15 protein-coding genes are annotated in these 21117 nt (G+C 62.6%); 9 read left to right on the plus strand and 6 right to left on the minus strand.

All coding sequences use genetic code 11. From position 1 onward, the window contains the following. Nucleotides 1-55 precede the first annotated feature (55 nt). From ACP7C6_RS06585 to ACP7C6_RS06600, 4 genes are all read left to right on the plus strand, one after another. Entirely contained in the window at nt 56-874 is an 819-nt protein-coding gene (locus ACP7C6_RS06585; protein WP_214498237.1) for a transporter substrate-binding domain-containing protein, read from the plus strand. Next, nucleotides 871-1701, plus strand: coding sequence for an amino acid ABC transporter permease (locus ACP7C6_RS06590; protein WP_185710955.1), 831 nt, complete (start codon nt 871-873; stop codon nt 1699-1701). The genes ACP7C6_RS06585 and ACP7C6_RS06590 overlap by 4 nt, the downstream gene beginning before the upstream one ends. 27 nt (nt 1702-1728) lie before the next feature. Further along, nucleotides 1729-3102: an LLM class flavin-dependent oxidoreductase gene (locus ACP7C6_RS06595; protein WP_214498236.1), complete on the plus strand. Its 1374-nt coding sequence runs from the start codon at nt 1729-1731 to the stop codon at nt 3100-3102. Nucleotides 3103-3183: 81 nt separating this feature from the next. Next, a complete protein-coding gene (locus tag ACP7C6_RS06600; RefSeq protein ID WP_426108446.1) occupies nt 3184-3918 on the plus strand; it encodes a UTRA domain-containing protein in 735 nt (244 codons plus the stop codon). Nucleotides 3919-4106: 188 nt separating this feature from the next. Here the strand turns inward: ACP7C6_RS06600 and ACP7C6_RS06605 are convergent, their stop codons facing one another. Both ACP7C6_RS06605 and ACP7C6_RS06610 read right to left on the minus strand, forming a co-directional pair. Then, entirely contained in the window at nt 4107-4334 is a 228-nt protein-coding gene (locus ACP7C6_RS06605; RefSeq protein WP_250883722.1) for a hypothetical protein, read from the minus strand. After that, nucleotides 4331-5272: an MFS transporter gene (locus ACP7C6_RS06610; RefSeq protein WP_250883723.1), complete on the minus strand. Its 942-nt coding sequence runs from the start codon at nt 5270-5272 to the stop codon at nt 4331-4333. The genes ACP7C6_RS06605 and ACP7C6_RS06610 overlap by 4 nt, the downstream gene beginning before the upstream one ends. A 416-nt stretch (nt 5273-5688) precedes the next feature. Here ACP7C6_RS06610 and ACP7C6_RS06615 point away from each other — a divergent pair, with 416 nt between their 5' ends. Together ACP7C6_RS06615 and ACP7C6_RS06620 are read left to right on the plus strand one after the other, a co-directional pair. Further along, nucleotides 5689-5979: a type II toxin-antitoxin system ParD family antitoxin gene (locus ACP7C6_RS06615; protein ID WP_305385314.1), complete on the plus strand. Its 291-nt coding sequence runs from the start codon at nt 5689-5691 to the stop codon at nt 5977-5979. Nucleotides 5980-5981: 2 nt separating this feature from the next. Further along, nucleotides 5982-6338, plus strand: a complete 357-nt coding sequence (locus ACP7C6_RS06620) for a type II toxin-antitoxin system RelE/ParE family toxin (RefSeq protein ID WP_122815095.1) — start codon at nt 5982-5984, stop codon at nt 6336-6338. A gap of 673 nt (nt 6339-7011) precedes the next feature. Here the strand turns inward: ACP7C6_RS06620 and ACP7C6_RS06625 are convergent. Continuing rightward, nucleotides 7012-8001, minus strand: a complete 990-nt coding sequence (locus ACP7C6_RS06625) for a helix-turn-helix domain-containing protein (protein ID WP_073859997.1) — start codon at nt 7999-8001, stop codon at nt 7012-7014. Between the two features lie 232 nt (nt 8002-8233). Here ACP7C6_RS06625 and ACP7C6_RS06630 point away from each other — a divergent pair, with 232 nt between their 5' ends. Then, the gene (locus ACP7C6_RS06630; protein ID WP_426108447.1) at nt 8234-10285 is read left to right on the plus strand and encodes a TonB-dependent receptor; all 2052 of its coding nucleotides are present in this window, start codon (nt 8234-8236) and stop codon (nt 10283-10285) included. Between the two features lie 204 nt (nt 10286-10489). Further along, entirely contained in the window at nt 10490-10948 is a 459-nt protein-coding gene (locus tag ACP7C6_RS06635) for an REP-associated tyrosine transposase (protein ID WP_426108448.1), read from the plus strand. 81 nt (nt 10949-11029) lie between these two features. On the opposite strand, the gene ACP7C6_RS06640 is transcribed toward ACP7C6_RS06635, so the two are convergent. Genes ACP7C6_RS06640 through ACP7C6_RS06650 form a run of 3 tightly spaced genes read right to left on the minus strand, consistent with a single transcriptional unit; the run spans nt 11030 to nt 17145 of the window. Next, nucleotides 11030-13177, minus strand: coding sequence for a TonB-dependent receptor (locus ACP7C6_RS06640; RefSeq protein ID WP_426108449.1), 2148 nt, complete (start codon nt 13175-13177; stop codon nt 11030-11032). Nucleotides 13178-13210: 33 nt separating this feature from the next. Further along, a complete protein-coding gene (locus ACP7C6_RS06645; protein ID WP_426108450.1) occupies nt 13211-16264 on the minus strand; it encodes a hypothetical protein in 3054 nt (1017 codons plus the stop codon). Further along, nucleotides 16261-17145, minus strand: a complete 885-nt coding sequence (locus tag ACP7C6_RS06650) for an ABC transporter ATP-binding protein (protein WP_426108451.1) — start codon at nt 17143-17145, stop codon at nt 16261-16263. The genes ACP7C6_RS06645 and ACP7C6_RS06650 overlap by 4 nt, the downstream gene beginning before the upstream one ends. Nucleotides 17146-17440: 295 nt before the next feature. Between ACP7C6_RS06650 and ACP7C6_RS06655 the strand changes: the two genes are divergently transcribed. Further along, a complete protein-coding gene (locus tag ACP7C6_RS06655) occupies nt 17441-21106 on the plus strand; it encodes an amino acid adenylation domain-containing protein (protein ID WP_426108452.1) in 3666 nt (1221 codons plus the stop codon). Nucleotides 21107-21117: the final 11 nt, after the last annotated feature.

Raw genomic sequence — 21117 nt, forward strand, 5'->3', positions numbered from 1 at the left:
AAACATTAGGGCATCTATCGCGTTTAAATATAACAAAACTCGCCTGGATGCTTTTATGAACTTACGCACTGCCGCCGCCCTCAGCGTCACCCTTCTCCTGGCCAGCCCGGCCGTGTTCGCCGGGCAAACCTTGGACCGCATCACCCAATCCAAGCAGTTGGTCGGCGTGTTGATGGAGAACTACCCACCGTTCTCCTTCCTCAACGAACAAAACCAGTTGGATGGTTTTGACGTTGATGTCACCAAGGCCGTGGCCGCCAAACTCGGCGTGAAACTCAAACTGGAAACCCCGTCCTGGGAAGTCATCGCAGCGGGCCGCTGGAACGGCCGTTACGACGTGTGCATCTGCTCTATGACCCCCAGTGCCGCACGCGGCCAGGTGTTCAATTTCCCGTTCGAGTACTACGCCTCGCCTGCCGTGGTGGTGGTCAATGTAACCGACAACAGCATCAAGTCACCGGCCGACCTGACCGGCAAAAAAGTCGGGGTGGGCAGTGCGTCCACCTACGAGGCCTACCTGGCCAAAGACCTGGTGATCGAAGGCGCGAGCAAGCCCATCGTGTACCCGTTCAAGGCCGTACAAGCCGTGCCCTACGACAACGAAACCATCGCCTTCCAGGACCTGGCCCTGGGCACCGGCAAACGCCTGGATGCCATGGTCACCAACCTGGTCACCGCCAAGGAACGCATTGACCACGACCCGCGCTTCAAGATCACTGGTGACGTGCTGTACGCCGAGCCCAATGTCGTGGCCACCGAGAAAGGCGATCCGGCGTGGGATGCCAAGCTGACCCAGATCCTTGCCGAGCTGAAAAGTGACGGCACGCTGGCGAAGATCTCCCAGAAATGGATCGGCTCAGACATTACCCAATGAGTGTATTCCCCACCCCACCTGCCGTTGTGAAACCACCACCGGTCAAGCGCACGCTGCTGTCGTTCAAAGTACGCCTGTGGCTGACCTGGGGCGTGATGCTGTGCCTGTTCGCCGGCCTGTTCATGAGCTTCGACCTGCAGTTCGCCATCGTCGCCGCCAAGTGGCAAAACCTGGTGGGGCTGCACCTGTCGCCCCAAGGTTTCCTGCAAGGCGCGGCGCTGACGCTGTTCCTGTGTTTCTGCTCGATCTGGTTGTCGGTGGCGCTGGGTTTTGCCACCGCCCTGGCGCGGTTGTCGAGCAGCGCGGTGGCGTTCGGTATCGCCAGCTTCTACGCTTCGTTTTTTCGCGGCACGCCACTGCTGATCCAGATCTTGCTGATCTACCTGGGCCTGCCTCAATTGGGGGTGGTGCCGGGCGCCATCAGTGCCGGGATCATCGCGTTGTCGCTGAACTACGGCGCGTACCTCAGCGAGATCTTCCGCGCCGGCATCCTGGGTGTGTCCCAAGGCCAACGCAACGCAGCCGCCGCTCTCGGCATGGGCCGGGCGGTAACGTTCTGGCAGATCGTCCTGCCCCAGGCCATGCGCACCATCATTCCGCCCACCACCAGCCAGTTCATCTCGATGCTCAAGGACTCCTCCCTGGTCTCGGTGATGGGCGTGTGGGAAGTAATGTTTTTGGCGCAATCCTATGGCCGCTCGTCTTACCGCTATATCGAAATGCTCACCACCGCTGCCGTCATCTACTGGTTGCTGTCGATCGGTCTGGAACTGATCCAGGCCCGGCTGGAACGGCACTACGGCAAGGCTTATCTCCACGGGCGCTAGCCCTACTCTTTACCTGCAGGAAGCACCATGTCCGATCCCACCCCGTTGTTATTCGGCCTTTATGAACAAGCCAGCGTCGGCTGCGGCGGTGCGCCCAGCCTGTGGACCCACCCGGCGGATGAGCGGCTGGGCATCAATACCCTCAAATACTGGTCGAACCTGGCCCGCACGGCAGATGAAGCCAACCTCGACCTGATGTTCTTCGGTGACGTGCTGGGCTTTTACGATGTGTTCGGCGGCTCCGAAGCCATGGCGTTGAAATGGGCGGTGGAAGCCCCGGCCAATGACCCGCTGACGATTATTCCAGCGCTGGTGGCCCTCACCGAAAAACTCGCGTTTGGCGTCACCGTTACCACCACCTACGAGCACCCGTTCACCCACGCCCGGCGTTTCAGCACCCTCGATCACCTGTCGGACGGGCGCATCGGCTGGAACATCGTCACCTCGTACCTGTCCAGTGCTGCGCGCAATTTCGGCCTGGAGCAGATGATCAAGCACGACGACCGTTATGAGCGCGCCGAAGAGTTTCTCGACGTGGTGTACAAGCTCTGGGAAGGCAGCTGGGCCGATGATGCAGTGATCGCCGACAAACTCGCGCACACCTACGCGGACGGCGCGCGCGTGCGGCCTATCCAGCATGCCGGTGAACATTACCGGGTGGCTGGGCCGCACCTTACGTCGCCGTCGCCGCAACGCACGCCGTTGCTGATCCAGGCCGGTTGGTCGGGGCGTGGTCGACAATTCGCCGCCAAGCACGCGGAGTTGGTGTTTATCGCCAAGTCCAACCCGCTGGAAATCCGCCAGGGCCTGGAAGATATCTGGGGCCAGGCCGAGGCCCGAGGCCGTCAGGCGGCCGACGTGAAATCGCTGACCGTGTTGCGCATCGTCACTGCTCCCACGGCCATCGAGGCGCAGAAAAAATACGACACCCTGCAAAGCAACTATCACCTGCAAGCGCAGTTGGTGAGCTACGCCGGTGACACCGGCATCGACATCAACCGCTATGCAGACAACGAGGCGCTGTCGACCCACACCGAAGGCATGACCTCCTACATCATGAAGCCCGATGGCAGCGGCAAGCCGCTCACTGCCGGCGAGGTGCGCCAGCGCTTCGCCAATGTCACCCGGGGCAGCGACCTGATCCTGGTGGGCACCCCGGAGCAGATCGCGGAAAAGATCGAGGAGCACGCCCGCATCTCCGGCACCAGCGGCTACATGCTCAACCCGCTGATCAGCCCAGGCTCCTTGAACGACTTTGTCGAACTGGTGATCCCGGCCCTGCAAAAACGTGGCCTGTACCGCACCACGGCGCAAAGCGGCACCTTGCGCTCGCGCCTGCGCGCCGATGGCAGTGACCGGTTGCCGGCCTCGGCCCATGGCGCGTCATTCCGCTTTGCATAGCCCCTGCGTGGGAGAAGGTGACCTGCGCCAACAGGAACGGTAGAGTCACCCCCACGTCATGCCTGCTCACGGAACCCCAGGATGCCTTTCGACCCCATTTCCCCGCACTACCAGCGCATCCGCGAACAGATCGCCCATGACATCGCCGCAGGCGTGCCCCAGGCCGATGAGAAATTCCCCTCCGAACGGGACATGATCGAACGCTTCGGCTGCACCCGCGTCACCCTGCGCCAAGCGTTGCAGCAACTGGAAGCCGAAGGCCTGGTGTACCGCGAAAACCGCCGGGGCTGGTTCGTCAGCCCCCAGCGCATCCGCTACGACCCCACGCGTATCAGCGGCTTCATGGATTACGTCAGCGCCCAGGGCCGCACCCCGCGCACCGAATGCCTGCACGCCGAACTGCGCCCCGCCGGCCCCTGGTTGGCCAAGCGCATGGGCCTGGCCTCGGCGGACGAGCCGGTGTTCTTCCTGCAACGCCGACGCTGGATCGACCGCCGCCCGGTGCTGCTGGAGTTCAACGCGCTGCTCGCCAGTTGGTGCCCTGGCCTGCTCGAAACCGACCTCAATACCTCGCTGACCCAACTGCTGCGCGAGCGTTTTGCGCGGGTGCAGTCGCGGTGTGAGCTGGAGATGCACATCGGCACGGTGAACGAAGAACAAGCCGAGTTACTGCAACTGTCGCCGGGCTCCACCAGCGTGTACCTGGAACGCTTGAACTTCGGCGAGGACAACCGGCCGGTGGAATTCGACCAGGAATTCTGGCGCCCGGATGCGTTGTCGATTGTGATGGAGACTCGGTATCCGGGAACTCACTGAGACGTCAACACAGACGCCGCTGACAAGTCCCGTGATAGGGTTGCTTCGGCGCGTCGAACAACTGCTCGGGTACTCGCTGCCTCCCCAGCACCACGGCGTCCTTGATCACGATCAAATCAGGGGCCAGCGCCCGTACCACAGCCAGGTCTTGTGTACGCGTAAGTCCTCATCATTGAGGTGCTGCACGTTCATGCATGGGGAACCCTGCGCAAAACCAACATTGCAATGAACAGCAAACCGACTATCCCCACCGAGATCATCAATCCGTGCTCACTGACATAGGAAACTGTGGCGCCCGTGGCAATGGGACCTAATACGCTGCCCAAGGTGTAGAACATCGCAATAGCCGTCATGGCGGTGGACACTTGATGTTCGCCGACCTGGTCTCCCACCTCGATCACAGCCAAGGTGTTCATGCCACCAATGGCGCCGCCCCAGAGGAATATGACATCGTCGCTAGCCAAGGAAGCGGCTGGCTGAACGGAATGGCCAGGGTGCCCAGCAACAGTATCAAGCCGCAGACTAATTGGCCGACTTTGTATGAACTGCGGTCGGCCATCCAGCCGATTGGCAGTTGCAGGATGGTGCCGCCAATTCCGAACGCCGATATCAGCAGGGCGGCGGCGGTCAACAGATAACCGGCCGAGAGGCTGTAGCCTGCAAGGAACGATACGGATGAGGTTTCCGAAAAGCCCGCGATAAACGCGCCACACAGTGCCGTTGGAATGATGCTGAACAACTTGCCATGGCGATTTTCTGCCGGGGTTTGCGGTCGCGTATCGTAGTCCTTGAGGGCTAATTCCAGCGCGCCGGACAACAACACGATCACGATACATGCGTAGTAAGGCGCGGCACTCCCGACGCCGAGTACAACCAACAGCAGCGGACCGACAGCAATACCCAGGCCCATCAAGGTCTCATGTATGCCGATCGCCCGACCGCGCTCGTCTTTCGATGCAACCGCGACAATCCACGTATCGCAGGCGATCCAGCGCAGAATCAACCCGATACCAAGCACGAAATTCAGCGAAAAAACCAGTGCCAAATGGGTTGTCAGGGTCATACCGATCAGCGCAGCAATCGTTAGCGTTGCGCTGAGGACATTCGTCTTGACCAGCCCCAGATGGGCCAGCAGACGCGGAAGCCATTTGTAGAGCAGCAGGATCGCCAACCACGAGGCGCTGACAATCACCCCGATCTTTGCCGGTTCGACCCCTAGCTGCTCAAGCGAAAGTGACAGCAGCGGAGTGACTGTACCGATCTGTACGATCTGCGACAGGGCCGAGAGGGTGTTTATCTTGGTAAAGGCAAACCAGCGTTGTTTGTCGGTGTACTCAATACTTAGATTTTCCATTCGTGACCGACCTTAGTTGGACAGCGGTAAAGTGCTCAAACTGCCACGGGCAAAGTTCACCTTCAGGCTCGTGGAACAAGGCATTGATGGTGTCTGGAGGCGACCAGTCGGTGAGGTTGTCTTCGAAAAGGCAGAGCATTCCAGCACTCGCTTCTGTTCCGGCTCAAAGGTCCCGCGGTCAAGGTTTCCAACGGCCCAGATGATGCCTGAGTACACGCCGGCGGCCACTGCAGACTGGTGGCCGTGTTGTACGGGCAATTTGCCACGTCTCGTCGAGACTAAGGATCGAAACATCCCAAAAAGCAACCATACAACCCAGTTTGGCAGACCCAAGCCTTAAACCATGTACCGGAAAGTTAAATGGCATAATATGCCAATTACCGAAAGACACTACTCGCTGAAAGCTGGAGTTCAATATGGCAACGAGAAACGTTGTGCTCACCCCTCACCAGGAACAGGTCATACATGACCTGGTACAGTCCGGCCGTTATCAGAATGCCAGTGAAGTAATGCGAGAAGGTTTGCGTTTACTGGAGCAGCGCATCGCCGAAGACACCGCCAAAATTGAGGCCCTGCGTCAGGCTACATCGATCGGCATCATGGACCTTAAGCGCGGGCGCTCCACTGAGCTCAACGAAGGGGATCTGGCGCACTACCTCGAGGGCTTGAGCCTGGAGGCAACAATCCCGACGAAAGAGAAACACTGAGCATGTCGCAGTATCGGATTTCCAATGCGGCTCGTGCCGACATTGTTGACATCCTCAGGCTCTCCCAAACGCAGTTCGGCGATCAAGCACGCCATCGCTACCAGGCGCTGATCCTCGCGGCGCTGCAAGCTCTTGCCAGCACGCCTTATCGCATTGGCAGCCACGAGCGCGATGAGCTTGCACCGGGCCTTCGCAGCTATCACCTCGTATATTCACGCCAGCAAGCTAAACACCCTCATGGGACGGTCAAAAGCCCACGCCACGTCGTGTTCTATCGCGTGGCAAATGAAGAGGTGATCGAGGTCGTCCGACTCCTTCATGACGCCATGGACGTGCAATTGCACTTGCCTAATGACTGATCAGCGATCCAGGACACAGACATGACTGGCCAGGAACAACAAAGGTGAGACGCCCCCTCTAGATCTCAACCTCAACCCCCGCGCTGCCAGCCGACTCAACGGTCAATTGGAGCACAGGGTTTTAGGCCCTAGTGCACTATCGAGGTCTACGACCACAAACACGATACTCAACTTTGCCCCGCTTTTTTAACGCCGATTGCGTATTTAGACGCCTGGCATTGGGCCCCAACTTCCGATGGATACTCGCATCGATCCCTCTGGCGACCAGCGCCATTGGAACATCGCGCAGAGCATGACTATCTGGCGATGCCAATTTCAGGACAGGTGCTGAAGGACAGCCCGACAACTCCGATTAAGGATATCGAATCATCGAACCATCAAGGATTTGCCCGATTCGGTTTGGTCATCCAGTATACGGGGGTGCACTGAATGCCAGCCACGACCACCCAGGTCCGCGTCAGAAATCGCCATTCGCGATCGCTCGAACACTCGACGCAATTGGGGGCATAACTGGGGGCATAATTCGTTTTTTTCAAGCTGTAACTACCGGCCTAGAGCCCAGTCAAAATGTTTTTTGGGGATCCCGATAGCCTCTAGCGAATGCTTGACTTCAGCTCCATGCCGCATCCGCCCGTGCGTCAAACGAAATCAGTGCGCTTAGGCACATCTTCATTTACGACGCATTAATACCCAGTGATTTGCTTCTCCCGCCATTCTTGAGCGTCGACGGGTTGATTCCGAACTGCTTACGAAACGCTGTCGCAAAATGACTGGCATTGGCGTAGCCCAGGTCCGAGGCGATGCGCATCACGGAGTCATCACCGCTCATCAAGCGGCTGCGTGCCTGGATCATGCGTGCTTGCTGGAATACGCCGTAGACACTGTTGAAGAACAGTTGCCGAAACCCGCGTGTCAGTTTGGGTTGGCTCAACCCGGACTCACGCGCCAACTCAGACAGGCTCGGCGCCTTGCCCAGGTCTTCAAGCAGACGCTCACGGGCACGCACCAGCCGTTGGCGATCGGTGTTACTGACGCGGCAGGTACACTCGGCGTCCTGGCGTACTTCCAGGAACAAGCTCACTAGCGTAACGCTCTGCCCGTAAAGCCACAGACTGCTGCGCGGCTGGGCCGGGGGCAATCCGGCACCCTGGTCCATGGCGGTACCGAGCAGGTGCGCAGTCGCGCTCATTTCGCCACTGCGATGTCCATCGAGAAAGCAATGGTCACAGGCCAATGCTTTGTTCAGCAGTGGGTCGAGTTTCAGCTCCCACTGCTCAAGCACTTCAGGGCGAATCATCACCGTGATGTTATCGATCTCGCCGTGCTGATGATAAAGACCATGGCGGCAACGACCAAAGCTGATGCTGCCGGCGCCCTCGTCAATCGCATAGCGCCGTTGCCGACGCCCCTCTTGAAAGCTGCACGAGGCCTTGCCCTTGAGCAGGTTGGTGAAACTGAAATGGATGCAATCGCTGTCGTCCTGCAAGGGCAACTCGATCGGCTGTTCGAACGTGCTTTGCCACCGCACGATGTCCAGCCCGTCCTGCAGCGACACGCGGGTGACGCGACAGTGCGCCCCTGGCCCGAGGTCGCTTCCATATCCTCCCGTAATGATTCGCGAGACCGGCATCGGCTCCCCTGCGCCTCCTTGAACGGCTGACATCGTAAATCTCCTGGCTGACCGGATACGGCTCGAATCAGATCACATCGGGGTAGATGTGTGCAATTGATAATTATTAGCATCTGGCGCGCCGCAAAGACTCCGCCAAATCGCCGCTGCCACCCCGCAACGCGCGCCGATCAGAATCCTCAGTCAAGGTCCCATCATGTCTGCACGATGCAACACGACGGCTACCCGCCAATCTTGCTACAAACGTAATACTATAACAATAGCCATGAGCTTCACACTTGCCAATTCCGCGCTCGCCGCCACCGCCGAGCCCGTGCAACTGCCGGTCTCGACGGTGACTGCGCGCATGGAGCAGGAAGACCCGAAAGAAGTCCCAATCAGCCTCAGCGTGATCAGCGGCGAGCAACTGCGCACCCAGCGCCTCGACACACTGGAAAGCGCGCTGCGCAACACGTCCGGCGTGAGCGTCAACTCCTCCGGAGGCCCGAATGACTTCAACGTGCTGATCCGTGGCGTCGGCTCGCTCTACCAGATGTCGATGGATGACAGCTCAGTGGCGTTCAATATCGATGGCGTTCCAGTGTCGTCGCGCAGCCTCGGTTTCGGCACCCTCGACGTCGAGCGCATTGAAGTGCTCAAGGGGCCTCAGGGCACGTTGTCCGGTGCGATTGGCCAGGCGGGCGCGGTGAATATCACCACGCGCCAACCTACCCGCGAACTTGAGGGTTATGTGCGTGGCGAAGTCGGCCAGGAAGGCCAGTTCCTCACCGAAGGCGCCATCGGCGGGCCGATCAGCGACAGCCTCAGCGGTCGCCTGGCTGTGCGTCGTGCCGGCTATGACAGCTGGATCGACAACGACCAGACTAACCACTCCATCACCAAGCCGCGTAACGAAGCCTACCGAGGCAGCCTGCTCTGGGACCTTAACGATGACACCCATGTGTTGGTCAGCGCCGAACGCCAGAAAACCGAGCGCGCCACGAACTCGCTGGTGTTGCGCCCTTACGGCAGCGACCCCAGCCTGAACCTGACGCCAGGCCTGTTCGACGACAACTACAAGACTACCGAGCGCTATACGCTCAAGGTCGATCACGACTTCGCCAACAGTCGCCTGACCTCCACCACCGCCACGTCCACCGCCGACTTCGAAGGTTTGATCGCCTACGACAGCAAACTCATGGGCGCCCTGTACGGAACCCCTGGCGAATTCTGGGTGGTGGACAAATCCTTCGAGCGCAGCTGGAGCCAGGACCTGCACCTGAGCTCGCTGCCCGACTCCGACGTGTTCTGGGTGGCAGGCCTCGCCGCCAGCCGCAACGAGCGCAGCTACGACACGCCACGCAACACCTACGGCACCTCCGGCGCCAAATACCGTGACTTCACCACCACCACCTACGCCGGCTACGGCGAAGTCACCTTCCCCCTCACCGAGCGCCTGAAACTCACCACCGGCTATCGCCACTCCTGGGACCGCAAGACCTACGACGGTCAGTACTTCTCCGGCAGCAGTGCGGTGCAAGACTCCCGCAAGCTGACCGACGACTATGGCACCGGCCGCGTCGCCCTGAGCTACGCCCTCACGCCGCAAACCAACGTCTACGTGCAACTCGCGCGGGGCTATAAATCCGGTGGTTTCAATGACTATGCCTCACAGGTCACCGACAGCGAACCCTACAAGGCCGCTGTCAGCAAAGCCGTGGAGCTGGGCTTCAAGAGTGAAACCGAAGACCGTCGCGGCAGCCTCAACGGTGCGCTGTTCTTTACCCGTGTGCACGACGATCACCTGCTCGGCTACGACGCAGCAACCTTCGCCACCAATGCCTTCAACGCCGACACCCGCACCCGTGGTGCCGAATTGGAAGGCAGCTGGCGTTTCGATTACGGCCTGACCCTGGCCGCCAGCGCCACCTACCTGGATGCCAAGATCACCAGCGGCGTGCAAGGCATCCAGGCCGGTGACGTCGCTGCCGGCAACCGCACCCCGGATGTTCCGCGCTGGAGCGGCAACTTCAACGCCAGCTGGAAACACCCGCTGGGCACCTTCGCCAGCCTCGGTGAAACCACCCTCAACACCCGCCTGAACTATCACTTGGTGGGCGAGCGCGCAGCCGACCCGCAAAACCACTTCAACCTGGACAACTACGAGAAACTCGACCTGCGCGCGGGCCTCGACAGCAAATACGGCGAAGTCTATGCCTTCGCCGACAACCTGCTGAACCAGACTTACGACACCTACGGTTTCTACAGTGACCCGGTGGCCTACGGTGCACCGGCACGCCGCCGTACCTTGGGCGTAGGCTACACCTATCAGTTCTGACCCCACCCCTCACTGTAGGAGCGAGCTTGCTCGCGAAGAACGCTCAGGCACCGCATTTGTTCTGGATGCGTGCGTCATCGTTGACGCTCTTCGCGAGCAAGCTCGCTCCTACAGGGTCGGGACATATCTGGTACTACTGTTAAACGGCAATAGACGCTGATGGCTCCTACCGTTTCTCTTCCATCCACAGAAGAGGACGAAGGAATGTCCACCCAGCAAAACGCACATCGCCTGCGCTTAGGACGCTACTCCAAAACTGGCCGTATTTACCTGCTTACCGCTGTTACCCACCAACGACAACGAATCTTTCAGGATTGGCGCATCGGTCGACTACTGGTCAGCGAATTCAGGCGAGCCCAAGTAGACGGCGAGGCAACTTCACTGGCCTGGGTCATCATGCCGGATCATTTTCACTGGCTGGTGGAGTTGCACAACGGTGATTTGCCGAGGTTGATGCGAATAACCAAATCGCGAAGTGCACGAACGATCAATGCCGTGAAGGGCTTCCATGGAGCGCTTTGGCAGAAGGGCTACTTTGATCGGGCATTGCGTCGCGAAGACGACCTGAAAGCCATGGCCCGCTATATCATCGCCAATCCTTTGCGCGCTGGCCTAGTCGAGCACATCGGTCAGTACCCATTGTGGGATGCGATCTGGCTGTAGGCGCGAGCTTGCTAGCCGGACAACCTGATATATCTCGGTGCCTGGGCGCTCTTCGCGAGCAAGTTCGCTCCTACAGGTCGGTCAGAACTGGTAGCTATACCCCACGCCTGCCGAACGCCCGCGTCCCGGCATGCCGGTCAGTACCTGGTCGGTGGAGTACGAGCCGTACAGGTCGTAGCGTGCATCCAGCAGGTTGTCGACCCACAGGTAGATCTCTGAGCCGCCACTCTCCAGGCCCAGGTGCAGGTCCAGCTTGGCGTAGCCCTTGAGGTCGTAGTGGTTCTGCGGGTCGGCCGGACGGTTTTTCTGTACGCGGTAATTGAGCAAGGTGTTCAGGCGCGGCGCCGGCAACCCGAGCAAGGCCCCCAGGTTCTTTTGCCAGGCGACGCTGAAGTTGCCGCTCCACAGCGGCACATCCGGCACGCGACTGCCCGCCGCCACGTCACCGCCGGACACACCCGGCGCATCCGACGTCACCACCGCATTGGTGTAGCTCACGGCACTGCCCAAGGTCAGTTCATCGGTGACATGCCAGGTGGTCGACAACTCGGCGCCCTTGCTGCGGGTGTCGGCGTTCACTGCGCTGACCGCCAGGGTGTTGAAGTCGTAGCCCAGCAGGTGGTCGTCCTGCACGCGCGTGATGAACAACGCCCCTTCCAGGCTCAGGTCGCCCCCGGCACTTTCATGTTTGAAGCCCAGTTCGGCGGAATTCACCTTGGCGGCCTTGTAGGGCTCGCTGTCCTTGATCGACGTGGCGTAGTCGTTGAACCCCGCCGACTTATAGCCCCGTGACAGCACCGCGTACACGTTGGTCTGCGGCGTCAGCGCGTAGCTCAGCGCCACGCGTCCGGTGCTGTAGTTGTCCTGCAAACGCCGGCTGTCGCTGATCTGCGCGCCGCCACTGGAATAATCGGCACCATAGGTCTTGCGGTCCCAGGTGTGGCGCAGGCCGGTGGTGAGTTTCCAGTCTTCGGCAATCGGGTACGTCACCTCGCCATAGGCCGCGTAGCTGTTGGTGCTGAAGTCGCGCAACTGTTGCGCGCCATTGGTGAAGTTGTTGGAATCGAAACTGCGTTCGGAGCGCGACAGGTTGAGACCCGTCACCCAAAACACATCGGCATCCGCCAGTGATCCCAGGCGCAGGTCCTGGCTCCATACCCGCTCATGGGCCGAGTCTTCGATCAGGTATTCGAACGGGGAACCGTACAACGCCCGCGTGATGTTGCGATCGTAGCCTTTGACGGCATTGAAGTCGGTGCTGGTGTAGGCGCTGATCGAGGTGATGCGCGACTGCGCCATGTCGTGGTTGAGTTCGAAGGAGTAACGCTCGTTGGTCTTCTGGTTGCCATCAAAGGTACCTGGCGTGTAGTCCAGGCTCGGGCGATTGCCAAACGGACGCAGCAGTTCCAGGCCCGCATAGTGCTCGGCGCGCTGGCGCTCGGCGGTCAAAAGGCCGGTGGTGCCCTGGTCGTTGTCCCACAGCAGGCTGCCGCGCAGGGCCAAGTCACGGGGTTTGGTCAGCGGGTCGCCGTCCTGTTGGTCATCGACCCAGTTATCAAAGCCGCTGCGGCGCACCGCGATACGCCCGGCCAGCGAGTCGGTCAACGGCCCGCCCACGGCGCCTTCCGTCATGAACTGGCCTTGGTTGCCCACTTCGCCGCGCACATACCCCTCCAGCTCGCGCGTCGGTTTGCGGGTGGTGACGTTGATCGCGCCCGCCTCGCTGTTGCGCCCCAGCAAGGTGCCCTGCGGGCCCTTGAGCACCTCCACCTGCTGCACGTCGAGCGTCGCCAGCGCGGCATTGCGCACTGACATCGGCACGCCGTCCACATTCAACACCACCGAACCGTCATCCATGCTCATCTGGTTCAGTGAACCGACACCACGGATACGCACATTGGCGTCATTGGCGCCGCCCCAGGAGTTCACATCCACCCCCGGCGTGGTGCGCAGCGCGTCTTCCAGGGTGCGCAGGCGCCGGGTCTCGAGGGTTTTCCCATCGATTACCGAAAGGCCAAAGGGGATGTCCTTGGCACTCTCCTGACTCAAGCGCGCGCTGACCGTCAGCGGTGCCAGTTCGATGGCCTCCGCGGAGGCCTGCGGCTGATAGTCAGCGGCATAGGCCGTGCACATCTGGCTGGACAAGCCCAGCGCCATGGCCTGGGTCAAGACGTTGGCCCGCCAGCCGAGGGGACGACGCAGCGGCTGGATAAACAGTGCAGATGACATGACAAAGCTCCAAAAGGCAGGGATGGTTCGAATTCATTGCGCAGGGCCCCAGCGCTCAAGCGCAGCGGCAATCGCGTGAGGATCAGGCGCGCCCAACAAGGGCTGGATCGCAGCCGGCCATCCCTGGCCGTTTCGGATGGCGGCGGTCATTGCCGTCAGTTGTTCGGGGTTTTGTTCGGTGGTCCATGCCAGGCTCGCCAGCGCTGCATAAGTGGCGGCCCAACCCTGCTCGCGGGCATCAGCCAGGGTGCCGACGGGTTCGCCGTCATTGCCCAGCGCGCGGGTCAGGTCATCGGCCATGAGTTTCACCAGTGCCGCGCGCGCCTCAGGACCGTCTACATCCGCCACACACAGCAAGCCGATCGCGCCCGCCACGCCCTGGCTCAACCACAGGTAACCCGGCACTTGGCGCAGGTCGCTGGCGTCAATCAACACCCGGCGGGCAAGCAACTCGGCAATATGCGCACGGCGTGCCGAACGCCCGACGCCGGTCGCGGCCACGTCCCAATCCGGCGATTGGGCGAGCAACAGCTGACCGTGGCTCAAGCGGCTGTCGCCCATGCCGGTCGGCCACTGGCTCACGCCCTCCACCACCGGGCGACTGCCCAGGCGTCGCGCCACACAGGCGCTCATCAGGTCCAGGTCTTCGCGCACTTCAACAGCCGTTTGCTGGCGACTGGCATCCGCCTTTGCCTGCAAGCTGTAGGCAAAATCCAAGGGCGCCGCGCTGTGGCCGTTGAAGTCCTGTCCATCAATCTCAACGTGCCATTGCCAGTCGCCCGCCGGCGCGATGGCCTCCACAGCGACGGCGGAACCTGCCGCCAAGGTGGGCACGTCGGCTGCCAAACCGACCTCGCTGCGTTGCACCGGCGCACGCAGCAGCCGCTCACTGTCCAGCCCCAGGCGCGGCATAACGCGGCGCGCTTGCAGCCACACACCCTGCGGCCCCAACCAGAACGCTTCGCCTTCCGACGGCCAGCCGTTGGCGCTGACCGTCCAATTCAATGCCACAGTGCAGGCGTTCGTCGCACAAGGTGCCAGGGGCACGCGCAGGTGCTCGGTCGCCTGTTCGAACGTGACCGGTTGCCCCATCACGCTGACTGCCGTCACCTGCAAGCCTGGCGGCAACTCGGCATCCAGTTGGTTGGCCACCACGGCGTCCAGCGTCCACTGGCCCTCAACCTGACGCGCAGCAGAATCCACGCGCAGCTGCACGCGCCCACCCGCCACCTGCCAAGCCGTTGCGCCCGGCAGCCAGCGCTGTTCCCAGGCGGCGCGTTCAACACGCTCCTCGGCCACCGATTGGTAGTCGCCCTGCTCCACCAGGTGATGGTGCAAAGCCACGCCACTGCCCAGCAGACTCAAGGCGCCCAGGGCCAACACGGCGAGCGGCAACGGCTGGCGCACGTCAGCGAAACGGCGGCGCTCGGGACCGCGAGGCAACACCAGTGACGCCACGCCGACCATCACCGCGCAACCTGCAAGTTTCCAGCCTGCCAGGGTGCCGAGATACGGTAACCAGGGCGCCCAGCCGGCGAGTTGCGACAACGCCACATGCGCCGGTATCCCTATCGCATAGGCGGGGTAGCTGACCAGCCCCAATTCGTGGTTGAGCACCAGGAAAAACGTCAGCAGCATCGACGTGGCGTACGCGAGCCCCGAGCGGCGAATCAACGCGTGCACCAGCACCGTCAGCGCGGCCAGTTCCAGCAGCGGCGGCGCGAACACCAGCGCTTGGTAGACCAGTACAAAGCCCGGCGCCATGCTATCGGGCGCAGCGATGGCGCTGATCAGCAGGCTGGCAATGCCTGGCACCAGCGCCAAGGTCAGGGTCGCCAACAACACACAGGCCGTACGGCCGAACAATCGCAGCCAGGTCGGTGCGGGGGTCGCCTGCAACATCGCCCCGAGGCCTTCGACGTCATCACGCCGACACACCAAGCCCACCAGCGCCGCGATAATAAAGGCGATCACCAGGAACAACGCGCTCGACAACAGCGGCAGGGTCAGATCCGCCCGTGGCACCATCGGCCCGCGCGCATGCCACACGCCGTGGACAAAACCACTGAGCACGCCCATCACCAGCAGCAAGCCGAGCGCCACCCACCAGATCCGCCGTGCAAACAACTGGCGTACCTGCCAGCGCGCTTCATGCCACAACGCGTGCGTCCAACGACTGGCCGTCAACGGACCCGGCAATTGCACGTCACGGCTGCGCAGCATCGGCGGTTCCGCCAGCACCGCACCGCTGCGCCGGCCCATCAGGCCCTGGCGCGTGGTGCGCGCCAACACCACGGCCAGCACCAGCAGCGGCAACACACACCACAATGCGCGGTTGAGCCAGAACCCTGGCGTCAGCGCCAGCAGCGACTGCGACTTCTGCGCGGCGCTCCAGGTTTCGACCTGGGCCTGGGCAAAGGTAAATAGCGACGGGTCCAGGCTGGCCGCCAACAGCGGGTTGATATGCCCGCCCTTGAGTACGACCACCGCAAACATCCACAGCAGCATCAATACCGTCGCCAGGGCAAAGGGCGCAGCCAGGCCACGGCTGCGCAACGCCAGCAGGTAATACAACGCACCGATCCCCGTACTCACCGGCAACAACAAGGCAACCCAGGCAAAGGCCAACGCCGACCACACCGGCGCACCGATACTCGCCGCTGGTACCCAACCGAGCCAGCCCAATACCGGGCTGACCAGAAAGCCAACAATCAACGCACTGGCGAGCAACCCACCCACCAGCGCCGCGCCGATAAAACGCCCCCACAGTAGCGCCGGCAGCGACAGCGGCAAGGCCAGCAGCACCTCTTCCAACTGCGCCTTGCGGTCGCGCAGGGCCGGCTGCGCAAACACCCAGGCCCAGGCAAAAAACAGGAAGAACATGCAACCGCACGACATCAAGTAAATCAGGCTGGGTGCATTGCGGGCGATGTCGCTGGCGCCCATTTTCTGCACATAGTCGGCATTCGTCAGGGACATCAGCAGGTAGCCGGTGAGGCCAAGAAACACCAACAAGGGAATGCCACTGCGCAGCCCGGCGCGGACTTCCACCCAGGCTTCACGCACCAGCAAGGCGAAGGTATTCATGCGTCCACCGCCTCGCCGGCCTGGGCCAGCGCCAGGTAATAGATATCCTCCAGGCGCGGCGCGTGGGGGCTGAAACGCGAGTCTGCCGGACGCTCGCCGTGCACGATCACGCGACTGCCTTGCGGGCTGGCGGCCACATGCAATGCTTCGGGCAACGATTCACCACGGCTGAACGGCGCTTCCCACAAGCGGCCCTGTTCGGCAGCGAGCAAGTCGGCCGGGCGACCTTCGGCAATAATCTGCCCGCCGGCCAACACCGCCAGGCGGCTGCACAGGTTCTCGACGTCTTCGACGATATGGGTCGAGAGCAGCACGATGGATTCGGCGGCGACATCCGCCAGCACTCGATGAAAACGGTTGCGTTCGGCCGGGTCGAGGCCCGCCGTTGGCTCATCGACGATCACTAAGCGCGGCGAGCCCACCAGTGCCATGGCGATACCGAACCGGCGCAACATGCCGCCCGAATAGGTCGCCAACGCACGGTGGGCCGCCTGCTGCAAGTTGACCTTATCCAGCAGGGCCTCGATTTCCTCGCGGCGCTGGCGGTTATCGGTACGGCCCTTGAGCCAGGCGAACCGGTCGAGCAAATCCCGCGCACTCACGCCGGGGTACGCGCCCAGTTGCTGCGGCAGGTAACCCAGGCGGCGACGCAGATGGTCGGGGCCGCGTAGAACGTCCACGCCGTCCAGGTGAATGCTGCCGGCGTCCGGCAGCTGCAGGGTCGCCAGGGTGCGCATCAGGCTGCTCTTGCCGGCGCCGTTGGGACCGAGCAAGCCATACATCCCGGGGCCAACACTCAGGTCCACGCCGCGCAGCGCTTCGACGCCATTGTTGTAGCGCTTGCGCAGGCCGCGCACTTGTAAACCCGAATCGACAGACATCCGCAACTCCATGAAGAGGCCCTGCAAGAGGGCGGCGAGCGACGGTAGTCAAGGCCGTGGGCCGGGCTCTACCCGATTCAAGTCATTTTCCAACCGCATCGCGCGGCGTATCGGCGCCATGTCCCGCAACTGCGCCCGTGCAATCGGCACTGGGCAAACGGATACGGGGCAAAAACGATTCGATCCGGGTAGTCGCCAAAATGAGAATGACTAGCATCTCCCCCCATGCATTTGCCTGCCCCCAGCGCCTGGGCCAACCCCGGCCCGGGCCCTAGCGATGAGAAGACGTTGAGCCATGGCCACTCCCAGCACCTCAACCGCAACACTGCTGCGCCAATCCCTGTCCGACGCCCTTGGACTGCCCGCCGACCAGGTGCCCCTGGAGGCCAACCTGATCGAATGGGGCCTGGACTCCGTCACCCTGATCCGTCTTGCCGGCCAATGGCGGCGCCAGGGCCTGGCCGCGCGTTTCGCCGACTTGGTGGCGGACCCACGCCTATGTAGCTGGCTGGCCCTGCTTGACACCGCCCCCACGGCCCCCGCGCCGGTCAGCACCGCTACCGATGACGGGCTGCCGTTCGAACTGGCGCCGATGCAGCACGCTTACTGGATCGGTCGCGCCCCTGGCCAAGCGCTGGGTGGCGTGGCCGCGCACTTCTATAACGAGTTCGATGGCCACGACGTTGACCCGATACGGTTGGAAGCCGCGGTGCGTGCCCTGCTCGCGCGGCACCCGATGTTGCGGGCGCAGTTTCTCGATGACGGCCGCCAGTTGGTCCTCGCGCACAGCCCGTGGCCGGGGCTCACGGTGCATGACCTGCGCCAGGCCGGCGCCGAACAGGTGCAACAACGGCTGGCAGCCTTGCGCGCCGAGCTGTCCCATCGCAAGTTGGCCGTGGAGCAAGGCCAGGTGCTGGATATCCAGCTGTCGTTGTTGCCCGACGGCACCCGCCTGCACCTGAACCTCGACATGCTCGCCGCCGATGCCTTGAGCCTGCGCACCCTGCTCGGCGACCTGGTGCTGTTGTACCGCCAACATCCCCTACCCGCGCTGGACTACACCTTTGCCCGCTACCTGGCTGACCTGCGCCAGGAACAGGCCAGCACCGAGCAGCGGGATCGTCACCAACAGGCGCGCGACTACTGGTTGCAGCGCCTCGATCAATTGCCCGGTGCGCCGAGCCTGCCGATCAAGCCCCAGGGCGATGACCGCCAGGTCTGCCGCCGTCACCATTGGCTGCCGCCGTCAGAACGCCAGGCATTCGAACGCCAGGCGCGGGAGCATGGGCTCACGCCGGCCATGGCGTTGGCAGCGGTGTTCAGTGAAGCTCTTGGTGCTTGGTGCGATACCCCCGAGTTGCTGCTCAACCTACCGCTATTCAACCGCACGCCGCTGCATGCCGACGTTGATCGCCTGGTCGGGGATTTCACTTCGTCGATCCTGCTGGCCTGGGACGGCCGGGTCGCCGGCACGTTTGCCGCACGCGCCACCACCCTGCAACGCCGCTTCCACAGCGATGTCGCACACAGCGCGTTTTCCGGCCTGGAGGTGTTGCGTGAACTGTCCCGCCAACGCGGTGAACAAGTGCTGGCTCCCGTTGTATACACCAGCGCACTGGGCCTGGGTGAGCTGTTCGCCGAGGGCGTACAGGCCAGCTTCGGCCAGCCGGCCTGGATCATTTCCCAAGGCCCGCAGGTGTGGCTCGATGCGCAAGTCACCGAGCTGGACGGCGGCATCCTGGTCAACCTCGATGCGCGTGAAGGGCTGTTCGCCGACGGTGTGCTGGATGGCGTGTTCAAGGCCTATACCGACCTGCTGCAACGCCTGTGTTTTGACCCGGACGCCTGGCATCAGGCGCCGCCTGCGCTGATCCCCGCCGAGCAACTGGCCCTGCGCCAAACCATGCAAGGCCAGCCTGCTGCCCTGCCCGTCAAGCGCCTGCATGAGGCTTTTTTTGCCCAGGCACGCCTGACGCCCACCTTGCCCGCGCTGCTGCAGGGCCACTCTACCGTCATCGGCTATGGCGAGCTGGCCGAGCGGGCCCTGCAAGTTGCAGCGTACCTGGAAGACCAAGGCATCCAGCGCGGCGATGTCGTGGCGCTGCAACTGCCCAAGGGCCCCGAGCAAGTCATCGCGGTACTGGGCATCCTCGCCTGCAGCGCCACGTACCTGCCGATCGGCATCGACCAGCCCGACGCACGCTGCCAGAAAATCTGCGAAAGCTCAGATGCGCGGTTGCTGCTCAAGGCCCTGCCACCTGCGGGCCCCGCGCTGGACGCGTCCCGGCCCGGTGCGGTCAGCGACCTGGCCTACATCCTCTATACCTCCGGTTCCACTGGCGAACCCAAGGGCGTGGAAATCAGCCACCTGGCCGCCGCCAACACGGTGGAAGACCTGCAACGACGCCTCCAACTGACCGCCGATGACCGCATCCTCGCGCTCTCTGCGCTGGAGTTCGACCTGTCGGTGTTCGACCTGTTTGCTGCGCTGTCCACCGGCGCGGCGGTGATTGGCATCGAGCCCGAAGCGCAGCGCGATGCCCCGCGCTGGCGTGAACTGGCCTTGCAGCACCGCGCCAGCGTGCTCAACTGCGTGCCGGCGTTGCTGGACATGTTGCTCGGTTGCGCCCCGGCCGACGCGCGCCTGCCGCTGCGTGCGGTGTTGCTCGGCGGTGACAAAGTCGCCCCGGACCTGGCGCCACGGTTGTGGGCCCAGGCGCCGGGCTGTCGCTTCATGGCCTTGGGCGGCGCCACCGAAGCGGCGATCCACTCGACGCTGTTCGAAGCCCTACCCGGCCAGCCATTGGCTTGGCACTGCCTGCCTTACGGCAAACCGCTGGACAACGTCAGCCTGCGCATCGTCGACCACCAGGGCCATGACTGCCCGGACTGGGTGGCCGGGGAGCTGTGGATCGGCGGCGCCGGGGTGGCCCAGGGTTATCGCGGCGACCGCGTACGCAGCGCCGCACGTTTTGTCGATTATCAAGGCCTGCGCTGGTACCGCACAGGCGACCGGGCGCGCTACCACCCCGACGGCACTGTGGAGTTCCTCGGGCGTAGCGACTTTCAGCTCAAGCTACATGGCTACCGCATCGAGGCCGGCGAAGTCGAGCAGGCGCTGCTGGCCTGCCCAGGCGTGGAGCACGCGGTCGTGTTGCTGACCGGCCAGCAATTGGCGGCGGTGGTCCGTCTGGCGCACGGCGCCATGCAGCCTGTGCAGATCGACCTGCCGGGCCTGGCCGAGCGCCTGCCGGCGTATATGATTCCCTCGCTGATCCTTGGCTGCGCGCAGCTGCCCTTGACCGGCAACGGCAAGGTCGACCGCAAGGCCTTGCACGCGTGGCTTGCCGAGCATAGCCCGGTGCAGCAGGCCAACCTGACGGCGCCCTGCGGCGTTATCGAACAACAGGTGGCCCGCGCCTGGCAGCAGTTGCTTGGCTGTGGTGAGGTGTGCCGCGAACACAGCTTCTTTGCCCTGGGCGGCGACTCCCTGAGCGCCACCCGCCTGGTGCGCCTGCTCGCCGAACAAGGGCTGGGCGGTGCACGTATCGCCCAGGTTTTTGCCAAGCCGGTACTGGCGCAGTTTTGTGTCGACCTGCATCAACAGGCACAGGCCGAACCCGCACACACCGTTGTTGCAGACCTGGCGCAACGCCACGCGCCCTTCCCTATGACTGAGGTGCAGCAGGCCTATTGGCTGGGCCGCGACCCCAGCCTGGTGCTAGGGGGCGTGAGTTGCCACTTCTACCGTGAATACGACGTCGAGGACCTTGACCTGCCACGCCTGCAACACGCCTTGCAGTGCTTGATCGAACGCCACGAAATGCTGCGCGCTGTGTTCGATCACAGTGGCCAGGCGCGTATCCTGCAACAAGTGCCGGCCTTCGTGATCGGCCAGGGCCACGCCAGCCTGGAAGAGCTGCGTGAACACTGTGCCCATCGCGTGTTCGCCCCTCACTAATGGCCGCTGTT

Origin of the sequence: Pseudomonas sp. TWR1-1-4, from assembly GCF_049897165.1 — a bacterium.
Classification (GTDB): domain Bacteria; phylum Pseudomonadota; class Gammaproteobacteria; order Pseudomonadales; family Pseudomonadaceae; genus Aquipseudomonas; species Aquipseudomonas canadensis.

Coding starts and splice junctions, on each gene's coding strand:
- ACP7C6_RS06585 (WP_214498237.1), top strand. CDS start 56: ATGAACTTACGCACTGCCGCCGCCCTCAGCGTCACCCTTCTCCTGGCC.
- ACP7C6_RS06590 (WP_185710955.1), top strand. CDS start 871: ATGAGTGTATTCCCCACCCCACCTGCCGTTGTGAAACCACCACCGGTC.
- ACP7C6_RS06595 (WP_214498236.1), top strand. CDS start 1,729: ATGTCCGATCCCACCCCGTTGTTATTCGGCCTTTATGAACAAGCCAGC.
- ACP7C6_RS06600 (WP_426108446.1), top strand. CDS start 3,184: ATGCCTTTCGACCCCATTTCCCCGCACTACCAGCGCATCCGCGAACAG.
- ACP7C6_RS06605 (WP_250883722.1), bottom strand. CDS start 4,334: ATGAACACCTTGGCTGTGATCGAGGTGGGAGACCAGGTCGGCGAACAT.
- ACP7C6_RS06610 (WP_250883723.1), bottom strand. CDS start 5,272: ATGGAAAATCTAAGTATTGAGTACACCGACAAACAACGCTGGTTTGCC.
- ACP7C6_RS06615 (WP_305385314.1), top strand. CDS start 5,689: ATGGCAACGAGAAACGTTGTGCTCACCCCTCACCAGGAACAGGTCATA.
- ACP7C6_RS06620 (WP_122815095.1), top strand. CDS start 5,982: ATGTCGCAGTATCGGATTTCCAATGCGGCTCGTGCCGACATTGTTGAC.
- ACP7C6_RS06625 (WP_073859997.1), bottom strand. CDS start 8,001: ATGTCAGCCGTTCAAGGAGGCGCAGGGGAGCCGATGCCGGTCTCGCGA.
- ACP7C6_RS06630 (WP_426108447.1), top strand. CDS start 8,234: ATGAGCTTCACACTTGCCAATTCCGCGCTCGCCGCCACCGCCGAGCCC.
- ACP7C6_RS06635 (WP_426108448.1), top strand. CDS start 10,490: ATGTCCACCCAGCAAAACGCACATCGCCTGCGCTTAGGACGCTACTCC.
- ACP7C6_RS06640 (WP_426108449.1), bottom strand. CDS start 13,177: ATGTCATCTGCACTGTTTATCCAGCCGCTGCGTCGTCCCCTCGGCTGG.
- ACP7C6_RS06645 (WP_426108450.1), bottom strand. CDS start 16,264: ATGAATACCTTCGCCTTGCTGGTGCGTGAAGCCTGGGTGGAAGTCCGC.
- ACP7C6_RS06650 (WP_426108451.1), bottom strand. CDS start 17,145: ATGTCTGTCGATTCGGGTTTACAAGTGCGCGGCCTGCGCAAGCGCTAC.
- ACP7C6_RS06655 (WP_426108452.1), top strand. CDS start 17,441: ATGGCCACTCCCAGCACCTCAACCGCAACACTGCTGCGCCAATCCCTG.